Annotated in this window: 7 protein-coding genes and 3 pseudogenes; 5 read left to right on the forward strand and 5 right to left on the reverse strand. The window is 60.4% G+C overall.

Annotated elements, in window-relative coordinates; all coding sequences use genetic code 11:
• Window positions 1–144 (reverse strand): annotated as a pseudogene (locus L9059_RS31160) (hypothetical protein); the annotation flags it as partial.
• A 120-nt stretch (window positions 145–264) separates the two neighbouring features.
• Here L9059_RS31160 and L9059_RS29920 point away from each other — a divergent pair.
• Window positions 265–708 (forward strand): universal stress protein, encoded by a 444-nt coding sequence (locus L9059_RS29920; protein WP_247295474.1) that lies wholly within the window; start codon window positions 265–267, stop codon window positions 706–708.
• 214 nt (window positions 709–922) lie between these two features.
• Here the strand turns inward: L9059_RS29920 and L9059_RS29925 are convergent, their stop codons facing one another.
• Window positions 923–2,842 (reverse strand): ATP-binding cassette domain-containing protein, encoded by a 1,920-nt coding sequence (locus L9059_RS29925; protein ID WP_247295477.1) that lies wholly within the window; start codon window positions 2,840–2,842, stop codon window positions 923–925.
• A gap of 214 nt (window positions 2,843–3,056) precedes the next feature.
• On the opposite strand from L9059_RS29925, the gene L9059_RS29930 reads away from it, so the two are divergent.
• Window positions 3,057–4,985 (forward strand): transglycosylase SLT domain-containing protein, encoded by a 1,929-nt coding sequence (locus tag L9059_RS29930; RefSeq protein ID WP_247295480.1) that lies wholly within the window; start codon window positions 3,057–3,059, stop codon window positions 4,983–4,985.
• Window positions 4,986–5,053: 68 nt separating this feature from the next.
• Here the strand turns inward: L9059_RS29930 and L9059_RS31165 are convergent.
• Both L9059_RS31165 and L9059_RS29940 read right to left on the reverse strand, forming a co-directional pair.
• Window positions 5,054–5,239, reverse strand: a pseudogene (locus tag L9059_RS31165) (Fic family protein); the annotation flags it as partial.
• Between the two features lie 205 nt (window positions 5,240–5,444).
• On the reverse strand, window positions 5,445–7,214 hold the full coding sequence (locus L9059_RS29940; RefSeq protein WP_428480308.1) for an ABC transporter transmembrane domain-containing protein: 1,770 nt from the start codon (window positions 7,212–7,214) through the stop codon (window positions 5,445–5,447).
• A gap of 244 nt (window positions 7,215–7,458) precedes the next feature.
• Here L9059_RS29940 and L9059_RS29945 point away from each other — a divergent pair, with 244 nt between their 5' ends.
• The 3 genes and pseudogenes from L9059_RS29945 to L9059_RS29950 all read left to right on the forward strand — a co-directional run bounded on the left by L9059_RS29945 (window position 7,459) and on the right by L9059_RS29950 (window position 8,914).
• Window positions 7,459–7,638 (forward strand): PA1571 family protein, encoded by a 180-nt coding sequence (locus L9059_RS29945; protein WP_247295505.1) that lies wholly within the window; start codon window positions 7,459–7,461, stop codon window positions 7,636–7,638.
• A gap of 246 nt (window positions 7,639–7,884) precedes the next feature.
• Window positions 7,885–8,235 (forward strand): annotated as a pseudogene (locus tag L9059_RS31170) (RHS repeat-associated core domain-containing protein); the annotation flags it as partial.
• Window positions 8,236–8,761: 526 nt separating this feature from the next.
• Window positions 8,762–8,914, forward strand: a complete 153-nt coding sequence (locus L9059_RS29950; RefSeq protein ID WP_247295508.1) for a hypothetical protein — start codon at window positions 8,762–8,764, stop codon at window positions 8,912–8,914.
• Window positions 8,915–9,153: 239 nt separating this feature from the next.
• Here L9059_RS29950 and pdxB read toward each other — a convergent pair whose 3' ends face one another.
• The gene (pdxB, locus tag L9059_RS29955; protein ID WP_247295529.1) at window positions 9,154–10,296 is read right to left on the reverse strand and encodes a 4-phosphoerythronate dehydrogenase PdxB; all 1,143 of its coding nucleotides are present in this window, start codon (window positions 10,294–10,296) and stop codon (window positions 9,154–9,156) included.
• Window positions 10,297–11,128: the final 832 nt, after the last annotated feature.

The raw sequence follows: 11,128 nt of genomic DNA on the forward strand, positions 1-11,128 counted from the left end.
CACGGGCGCCAACTGCATGGCCAGGCCGATGCGTCGCGCCTCCATGCGCAGGGCCATGCGACCGCTCTGGCCACGGGACGGCCGCAACCATGCCAGCGGGCTCAAGACCACCAAGAGGATTGACACCACTATCCAGACCGTCATATCAGTACTCCGTTTTTACAGGCATCGTTTTCTAAATGAGCGCGTCCGGGCCACTTTGGAACCACTGCGCTTGAAACCAGCCATACTTATCACTATTGCCATCCTCAGGAGGAGCAGCTCATGCCCTACAACCATATTCTGGTCGCTGTAGATCTAACCGAAGAGTGCGATCCTGTTATCCACCGCGCTCGCGAACTGTCGGTAAGCAACGGCGCCAAGCTGTCCCTGGTACACATCGTCGAACCGATGGCCATGGCCTTTGGCGGCGACGTGCCAATGGACCTGTCGCAACTGCAGCAACAGCAGTTTGACCAGGCCCGGGAGCGTCTTGATCGCCTGATCGTGAAGTACCCTGAGCTCTCCAAGGAGTACAGCCACCTGACCTACGGCCAGCCTCGACAGGAGATTCATCACCTGGCCAAGGAACAAGGCTGCGACATGATCGTGGTCGGCAGCCATGGCCGCCATGGCCTGGCCCTGCTGCTGGGCTCGACCGCCAACGACGTGCTGCACGGCGCGCCTTGCGACGTATTGGCGGTGCGCCTGCAAACCAAAAACTTGTAAGAGCGAGCTTGCTCGCGATGATCGCTAACGATAACGCTGGCAGCCTGCGGCGCTCTCAGGTTTTTCGCGAGCGAGCTCGCTCCTACAGAGGCACGCCGGTTTTTCGCGAGCGAGCTTGCTCCTACAGGGGCACGCCGCCAGCTTGTTGACCGTGTTGCATACGAAAAGCCCGGCGCTCATCACTGAACGCCGGGCTTTTTTATTGCGGGGTCAATCAGGCATCCAGCTCGGCCCAACGTTCCACCATCACTTCCAGCTCGGCCTGCAACTGTTCCAGCTGCGCAATCACTGCAGCCGATTCCGCCGCAGGACGCTGATAGAAAGCGCTGTCAGCCATTTGCGCTTCAACGGCGGCGATCTGCTGTTCCATGGCTTCGATCTGGCCCGGCAAGGCTTCCAGCTCGCGCTGCAGCTTGTAGCTGAGTTTCTTCTTGGCCACTGGCGCTTCAACCGCAGCAGCTACAGGCGCCGCCTCGGCAGTCACCACCGCGGAGGTCAGGTCGGCTTTGCCAGACTTGCTCTCGGTCACGCCCAGCAGGCGCGGCGAGCCGCCCTGACGCAGCCAGTCCTGATAACCACCCACGTATTCGCGAACCTTGCCTTCACCTTCGAAGACCAGGGTGCTGGTCACCACGTTGTCGAGGAATGCCCGGTCGTGACTGACCATCAGCACGGTGCCGTTGAAGGTCAGCAGGACCTCTTCCAGCAACTCGAGGGTTTCCACATCGAGGTCGTTGGTCGGTTCGTCGAGCACCAGCAGGTTGGCCGGCTTGCTGAACAGTTTGGCCAGCAACAGACGCGCACGCTCACCACCCGACAGCGCCTTGACCGGCGTGCGGGCACGCTGCGGGCTGAACAGGAAGTCGCCGAGGTAGCTCAGCACGTGACGGCTCTGGCCATCGATATCGATGAAATCGCGACCTTCGGCCACGTTGTCGATCACGGTTTTTTCCAGGTCCAACTGATGGCGCAACTGGTCGAAGTAGGCCACGTCGATGCGCGTCCCTTCTTCCACTGTGCCGCTGGTAGGCTGCAGACCGCTGAGCATCAGCTTCAGCAGCGTGGTCTTGCCGGTACCGTTGGCGCCGAGCAGACCGATACGGTCGCCGCGCGCCAGAACCATCGAGAAATCCTTGATCAGGAACGGACCGCCCGGGTGCGCAAAGCTCACGTTCTCGAGGACCATGACCTGCTTGCCGGACTTGTCAGCGGTGTCCAGCTGAATGTTGGCCTTGCCGGTGCGCTCGCGACGTTCGCTGCGTTCAACGCGCAAGGCTTTCAATGCGCGGACGCGGCCTTCGTTACGGGTGCGACGGGCCTTGATGCCCTGGCGGATCCAGACTTCTTCCTGGGCCAGCTTTTTGTCGAACAGCGCGTTGGCGGTTTCTTCAGCCGCCAGCGACGCCTCTTTGTGCACGAGGAAGCTGGCGTAGTCGCCGTTCCAGTCGATCAGGCCGCCGCGATCCAGTTCGAGGATGCGGGTGGCCAGGTTCTGCAGGAAAGAACGGTCGTGCGTGATAAACAGCACGGCGCCCTGGAAATCCTTCAGCGCTTCTTCGAGCCAGGCGATTGCACCGATGTCTAGGTGGTTGGTTGGCTCGTCGAGCAGCAGCAGGTCCGGCTCGGAAACCAGGGCCTGGGCCAGCAGGACGCGACGACGCCAGCCGCCGGACAACTGGGACAGGGTCTTGTCGGCCGGCAGTTGCAGGCGGCTCAAGGTGCTGTCGACCAGTTGCTGCAAGCGCCAGCCGTCACGGGCTTCGAGGTCGTGCTGGACGTGCATAAGCTTGTCCAGATCGGCGTCGGTGACGATGTTCTGGCTCAGGTGGTGATACTGCGCGAGCAACTCGCCCACACCGTCCAGGCCTTCAGCCACTACGTCGAATACAGTCCGCTCGTCGGCTACCGGCAATTCTTGCGGCAATTCGCCAATCTTGAGGCCGGGTGCACGCCAGACAGAGCCTTCATCAGGCTTCTGGTCGCCCTTGACGAGCTTCATCATGCTGGACTTGCCAGTGCCGTTGCGGCCGATGATGCACACCCGCTCTCCACGGGCGATCTGCCAGGACACCTTGTCCAACAACGGCATAGCGCCGAAAGCAAGGGACACATCGCTGAATTTGAGCAGGGTCATGAGCTTCTCCAAAAACCGGGCGCGCATTCTACCTGACTTGAGGCTTCAAAAGGCCGGCAATTTCAATGTTGGGGCACTCTGCATGACAAATGTTGCGAACTGATGCCAAGAGGTCGGCAAAGCTTTCGCCCGCCGCCGGCAAAAGGCTAAGCTACAGATTATTCAGTGTGGGCGCGGCCCGCACTTGTCATGATTTTCTCTGCCCGGATGTCTCATGCGCAGTCGCCTTTTCAGTCTTTTTTCATGTTTGCTTCTTTCTGCCTCTGCCATCCAATCAGCCCAGGCGGTAGACCTGTCCACCCAGCGTCAGTATTACGACGAAGCCAAACGCGCGTTGGCCAAGGGCGACACCGGTCCTTATTTGCGCTACAGCCAGGCCCTGGCCGATTATCCGCTGGAACCTTACCTGGCGTATGACGAGCTGACTGCGCGCCTGAAAACCGCGAGCAATGCCGAAATCGAGAAATTCCTCGCCGAGCACGGCGACCTGCCCCAGGCCAACTGGATGAAACTACGCTGGTTGCGCTGGCTAGCCGAACGCGGCGACTGGGCCCCCTTCGTCAAGTACTACGACCCCAAGCTCAACTTCACCGAGCTGGACTGCCTTAACGCGCAATACCAGATTGGCCACAACCAGAAATCCGAAGGCTACGCCAACGCCAACAAACTGTGGTTGACCGGCAAATCCCTCCCGGCGGCCTGCGATGGCTTGTTCGGGGTATGGGCCGCCGATGGTCAACTGACTGAACAGAAACGCTGGGAACGCACCAAGCTCGCAGCCCAGGCGCGCAATTTTCCGCTGGCCAACAGCCTGGTCAACGGCCTTACCACCCTCGCCCCGCGCGGCCGGTTACTGGTAGACGTAGCGCAAAAACCCGAGCTACTGAACCAGCCGTCACGCTTCACCCCGGCCGACGGACCGATGTCCGACGTCGTCAGCCTTGGCCTGCGCCGCCTGGCGCGCCAGGATCCGGACAAGGCCATGGCCCTGCTCGATGGCTATGCAAGCAGCATGCATTTTTCCCGCGACGAAAAAGTCGCCATTGCCCGGGAAATCGGCTTGACCCTCGCCCGCCGGTTCGACGGCCGGGCGCTTGATGTGATGACCAAATACGACCCGGAACTGCGCGACAATACCGTGTCCGAATGGCGCTTGCGCCTGCTCCTGCGCCTGGCGCGTTGGGATGATGCCTATCAGCTGACCCGCCGCCTGCCCCAGGACCTGGCCACCACCAACCGCTGGCGCTACTGGCAGGCCCGCAGCCTGGAACTGGCGCAACCGCAGAACCCGCAAGTGCAAACGCTCTACAAGGACCTCGCCCGCGAGCGTGACTTCTATGGTTTTCTCGCCGCCGATCGTTCGCAATCGCCCTACTCGTTGAACAACAAACCGCTGGTGCTAAGCCAGGCGCTGGTCAACAAGGTCCGCAGCACACCGGGCATTCGGCGCGCGCTGGAGTTCCATGCCCGCGGGCAGATCGTCGACGGTCGTCGCGAGTGGTATCACGTCAGCCGCCACTTCAACCGCGATGAAATGGTCGCGCAGGCCAAACTGGCCTACGACCTGAAATGGTATTTCCCGGCGATCCGCACCATCAGCCAGGCGCAGTACTGGGATGACCTGGACATCCGCTTTCCCATGGCCCACCGCGAAACCCTGGTGCGCGAAGCCAAGGTTCGCGGCCTGCATTCCAGCTGGGTATTTGCCATTACTCGCCAGGAAAGCGCCTTCATGGACGACGCCCGCTCCGGCGTTGGCGCCAGCGGCCTGATGCAGCTGATGCCGGCCACCGCCAAGGAAACTGCGCGCAAGTTCAGCATTCCCCTGGCCTCGCCTCAGCAAGTGCTCAACCCGGATAAGAACATCCAGCTTGGCGCCGCCTACCTGAGCCAGGTCCACGCCCAGTTCAACGGCAACCGCGTGCTCGCCTCCGCCGCCTATAACGCCGGCCCGGGCCGCGTGCGCAAGTGGCTGCGCGGCGCTGATCACCTGAGTTTTGACGTGTGGGTCGAGAGCATTCCGTTCGATGAGACACGGCAGTACGTGCAGAACGTGTTGTCGTATTCAGTGATCTACGGGCAGAAGCTGAACTCACCGCAGCCGTTGGTGGATTGGCATGAGCGGTATTTTGATGATCAGTGAGGGTGGATTAATCCGTTGAAAAAAATGCCCGCATTACGAAATGCGGGCATTTTTTTGATCTGCGAAATCTATTTGGGTTTGTGCAGCGCCGCTGCTCGCTCTCCGGTTTCGGTGAGGCGATACCTCTGGGCAGGACTACGGGGGGAATCCGGGTCGGTCATTTCAATCAGGCCCGACGCCAACGCGGGCTTAAGATAGTTGGCGCGAAAGGTCGCTTTATGAACCAGGGCGAGCGCTGCCAACAGATCGTCCATCAAGTGCGAAACACGGCTTGGCGGCGGCGCCCTGTGGACCAACTTCTCGCCGCGGTAAATCCCCAGACCAGCCTGGCGGAAACGCCCGATCAACCCCAGCATTTTTGTAGTCAAGGTCAACGGTGGTTGGTAACGGCTCATATCCTCATTCAGGCGAGTAACAGAGGCCGACATACTGCCCGAACCCGACTGCATTCAGCAGCTCTCATTCCCGCATCTCATGCCCATCGCTAAACTGCAACGCCGCCAACCTTGCATACAACGCATTCCCCGCGATCAGCTCCTGATGCGTCCCCACCGCCACCAGTTTCCCCTGATCCATCACCGCAATGCGGTCAGCATTTTTCACCGTGGCCAAGCGGTGGGCGATGACCAGGGTGGTGCGGTTTTTCATCAGGCCCGGCAGCGCCTGCTGGATCAGGTGTTCGCTCTGGGCGTCGAGGGCGCTGGTGGCTTCGTCGAGCAGCAAAATGGGCGCATCCACCAGCAGCGCTCGGGCGATGGCCAGGCGTTGGCGCTGGCCGCCGGACAAGCCCAGGCCACCATCGCCGAGGTGGGTCTGGTAGCCGTCGGGCATCTGTTCGATGAAGTCGTGGGCATAGGCGATTTTTGCCGCTTCCTGCACCTGGGCCAGGGTCGCATCCGGTCGACCATAACGAATGTTGTCTTCCACACTGCCAAAAAACAGCGCCGGGTTTTGCGAGACCAGCGCGAAGCAGCGGCGCAGGTCCAGGGGATCGAGCTGGGTCAGCGGCACACCATCGAGCAGGATGCGCCCGGCGATCGGGTCGTAGAAGCGCAGCAGCAGGTCATACACCGTCGACTTGCCAGCGCCCGAAGGCCCGACCAATGCCAGGGTTTCGCCCGCATGGATGGTCAGGCTCAGGCCATCGACCGCGTAGCTGTCCGGTCGCGAGGGGTAGGAAAAACGCACATCCTGCAACACCAGATCACCGGCTACCCGCTCGGGCAGGGTCACCAGCCCCGAGGACGGCGGCTGAATGATGTTCTCCGAACGCAGCAACTCGGCAATGCGTTCGGCGGCGCCAGCGGCGCGTTGCAGCTCACCGATCACTTCGCTCAAGGTGCCGAAAGCACTGCCGACGATCAGGCTGTAGAACACGAAAGCCGCCAACTCGCCCGCGGAAATCCGCCCGGCAATCACGTCCATGCCACCCACCCACAACATCACCCCAACCGCGCCCAGCACCAGCACGATCACCAGGGTAATCAGCCAGGCACGCTGGAAGATCCGCTTGCGCGCGGTCTCGAAGGCCTGCTCCACCGTCACGGCAAACCGCTGCTCGTCCTGGACCTGATGGTTATAGGCCTGCACGGTCTTGATCTGGCCGAGGGTTTCGGACACGTAACTGCCGATGTCGGCAATGCGGTCCTGGCTCATGCGCGACAGGCTGCGCACTCGCCGGCCGAAGATCAGGATCGGCGCGATCACCAGCGGCAACGCGACCACCACGATGCTGGTGAGCTTGGGGTTGGTGATAAACAGCAGGATGACCCCGCCGATCACCATCAGCAAATTGCGCAGGAACATCGACAGCGAAGAGCCAATCACCGACTGCAGCAGGGTAGTGTCGGCCGTCAGGCGCGACTGGATCTCGGAGCTGCGATTGTCTTCGTAAAAACCGGGGTGCAGATACACGAGGTGGTTAAACACCCGCCGGCGAATGTCCGCGACCACCCGCTCGCCGATCCACGACACCAGATAAAAACGCGCAAAGGTGCCGATGGCCAACCCCCCTACCAGCAGCATGAACAGCCCGATGGATTGATTGAGCAGATGCGGCGATTGGGTCATGAAACCCTGATCTACCAGCAGTCGAATGCCCTGCCCCATGGACAAGGTGATGCCCGCCGTGACAATCAGCGCCAGCAACGCGCCGAGGGCCGGCCAGCGGTAAGGTGCAAGGAAACGACTGGTCAGGCGAATGGCACGACGGTGACGGGCAGAAAGCATATGAATCATCCAGGTACGCCACGGCGCGGTGGTTTGAAGGGAACTTGCGCAAATCAAAATGAGTCAGGTTAATTATGACCGCAAGGCCTAAGTCCTAGACGCTATTGGTCTAAAGTCCGGGTGGCAACCCTGCGCTATTTCTGGTGGACTGTCGATGACGCTCAGGAAAGACCGCAGGGAACTGTCACAGCCCGGTCACTAAGCGGTTTTATAGTAAGCACACAACCTGATGAGGAGACAGGCCATGTCCTTGCAACAATGCAGCAACGACAAGATTGAAGTGATTCGTACACAGCCCGACCAGTCTCTGGGTTGCTCGATTATCGACGAGCAGGGGCGCGAATTGCCAATCACTGAAGAGATGATCCAGGACGCTTGCCGCAACCTGGAGAAGTTATTGGTCGAGCCTGCCAAACAAGATTGATATAGCCCCGTCTTCTTGACCCGGCCCTGATGGCCGGGTTTTTTATGGGTACTGTTTGAGATGGGGAAGCTCCCACAGTAGCTATCGAGTGTTAGCCCACGCTACTTGGCCAGTAGTTGATTGGCCTTTCAGCAGCTCCAACGCCAGAGTGAAACCGCCCTAGCAGTTCTGCTAGTTCTCAACACTACCTAACGCGATCAAACTAGAGACGTCATCCGAATCTCCCCTTCAACCAGGAAGCTGGTCATGCCCCACTCACCTGCTGAAAATCAAACTTCCTCACGCTCGATACGTACCGTACTGCTGGCAACCAATGACCAAAATTCGATAATTGCCGAGCTGGCAGGGGGTCAGCTCAATTCCATCGCCTACTGCGCCTATGGCGAACACTCAGCGCAACAGGAAGTCGCTACCAGCCTGGGTTTCAACGGTGAACTACGCGAGACGCCTATTGGCTGGTATTTGCTGGGCAAGGGCTACCGTGCCTACAACCCCCGATTGATGCGTTTTCATAGCCCAGACAGTTGGAGCCCATTTGGCAGCGGTGGATTAAACGCCTACATATTCTGCACAGGGGATCCGGTGAATTTTTCAGATCCGACGGGGCACTCGATTTTTGGAGTGGTTAGAGACTTTTACTCCAGAAATATTTCATTATCCGGAGGGTCGCAAGCAAGCATCAATGCCCGGCATAGTCGCTCTATGAGCGCAGGTATCAAGAGAGACGAGGCCAGGTATGAACTCGGCCAGGCTGGGGGTGCGCCCTCGGCAACTGCTGCCTCAAGTCAATCTTCAGCATTAGCCAGTATCGGAGCACTCGTCTTGGGAGCACCGGGTCCCAGGGGCAATAACAATCCCGCGATAGGCAATATCGGCACGACCACCGTTAAGCACCATGAGGGGTATGTCGCAGGAGCGCAAAGAGATGGATTAACCACCCTGGCGAATAGATCAACGGCCTCCACTACCTCACATACCCCAAATATGCCACTCAGAGCGTCCACGCCTGACACTCAACGGCAGGGAATGCGTCGAGACAGCAAGGGCAACATCTGGGTTACATTCCGTGATGGCAATGGGAAAGTGGTTAGACGCCCCCACCAACCGGTTAGAGGGGGCGGTGATGCAACGGGGACTCGTCCCAGAACGGGTATGGACGGCACACGATCCGCAGAACCAGCTTTTGTTCAACTCCGACAACAAGCATTTGTTGCGGCTCTGGATGTGCGCACTGCTGAGCTTCGACAAGCAGGTCTATCTCGACAAGAAATTGTAGGAGTACTGAGAAGAGAGGGTCCAGCAATAGCACGAGGAGTCAATGCTCGGTTCAGGTAGGCAAGATTGATATAGCCCCGTCTTCTTGACCCGGCCCTGATGGCCGGGTTTTTTATGGGTACTGTTTGAGATGGGTGGTGTGGCTATCGCGGGCAAGCCCGCACACAGGATTAATGCGCTTTCAACATTGACGCACGACCTGTAGGAGCGGGCTTGCCCGCGATTGGGCCAACTCGGTCGTCAAAGTGCCGCAGCCCCCAAAGCCGCCACGATCCGCCGCAACTCCACCGACGCCCCCTCAACCCGCACCTGCAACCCATCAATCTCCCGCCGCAACGGGTAATGCTTGCGCAGCGCATCAAACGCCGCACGCTGTTCGCTCACACTTCCTACAAGGCTGCGACGGAAATCCGCGTCATCACGGCGCGGGTCGTACACCCCGCGGCACAACATCGCCAATGCCCAGGCGGGGTCGGTTTGGGCGTTGAGGGTGACCTGAGCCAACCAGGGTGTCGGCAGCAGATCACTCAGGCTGACAGCCGCAGGCTGCCCGAGAAAATCGCAAAAGGCTTGATAGATTTGCGCCGTGCCGCGCTGCTTGCCGTCAAGGCTGTAACCGGCAATGTGCGGAGTTGCCAACACGCACAGATCCGCCAGCGCCACATCCACCTCAGGCTCACCTTCCCAGACATCCAGCACCGCCTGCAGGTCTTCGCGCTGGAGCAACACGTTGCGCAAGGCTGCATTGTCGACCACCGGGCCGCGGCTGGCGTTGATCAGCCAGGTGCCAGGTTTGAGCTGACTCAGGCGATTGCTGTCGAACAGGTGCCGGGTTGACTGCGCGCCATGTTTTTTCAGGGGCGTGTGCAGGCTGATGACGTCGCAGTGCTCGATGATCTGTTCGAGGCTGACAAAATCGCCTCCCTCAGCGGCCTCGCGCGGCGGGTCGCAGACCAATACGTTCCAGCCCAGGCCTTGCAGGACCTTGACCAGGCGACCGCCCACTTCACCGGCACCGACCACGCCATAAGTGCGCTGTTTGAGGTCCGCGCCTTCGATTTCGGCCAGGGTCAGCAGACTGCCGAGCACATAGTCGACCACGCCACGGGCGTTGCAACCGGGGGCGCTCGACCAGGTGATGCCGGCTTGCTGGAAGTAGTCCAGGTCTAGGTGATCGGTGCCGATGGTACAGGTACCGACAAACCGCACCTTGCTGCCTTCGAGCAATGCGCGGTTGACGTTAGTCACGGAGCGCACCAGCAATACGTCGGCCTGTTCAACGGTGGTGCGATCAATGCACCGCCCTGGCACCCGGCGGATCTCACCGAAGGATTCGAAAAAGGCATCGAGTAGCGGGATATTTTCGTCGGCAACAATCAGCATGGCGGGCTCCTTTGCGGGATCGGCAGTGTAGGCGCAGAGGATGCAAGTCGGCTAGCAAACAGTGCTCCTGTGTGCAACTCGGCTAGCAAACACCGCCGCTGTGTGCAGGCCAGCTACTAAACTCCGCCACGGGTATAGCGGAGCAACCCAACAGCCCCCCCTGTGGCGAGCGAGCTTGCTCGCGCTGGGCCGCGCAGCAGCCCCAAAACCTGTGCATGCGGTCTGCATGTTAAATGGCGTCGCCGCCCCCCCCCTTGTGGCGAGCGAGCTTGCTCGCGCTGGGCTGCGCAGCAGCCCCAAAACCTGTGCATGCAGTCTGCGTGTTAAATGGCGTCGCCGAAACTGGGGCCGCTTCGCAGCCCAGCGGGAGCAAGCTCCCTCGCCACGGGTATAGCGGCAGCTGCGGGCTCTCGAAACAGCGATCCCCCTGACCACACGCAACCCAACAGACCCACCCCCCCTGTGGCGAGCGAGCTTGCTCGCGCTGGGCCGCGCAGCAGCCCCACAACCTGTGCATGCGGTCTGCATGTTAAATGGCGTCGCCGAAACTGGGGCCGCTTCGCACCCCAGCGCGAGCAAGCTCCCTCGCCACGGGTATAGCGGCAGCTGCGGGTTCTCGAAACAGCGATCCCCTGACCACACGCAACCCAACAGACCCACCCCCCCTGTGGCGAGCGAGCTTGCTCGCGCTGGGCCGCGCAGCAGCCCCAAAACCTGTGCATGCGGTCTGCATGTTAAATGGCGTCGCCGAAACTGGGGCCGCTTCGCAGCCCCAAAACCTGTGCATGCGGTCTGCGTGTTAAATGGCGTCGCCGAAACTGGGGCCGCTTCG

The sequence above is a fragment of the Pseudomonas violetae genome, assembly GCF_023072615.1.
In the GTDB taxonomy this organism is placed as follows: Bacteria; Pseudomonadota; Gammaproteobacteria; order Pseudomonadales; family Pseudomonadaceae; genus Aquipseudomonas; species Aquipseudomonas violetae.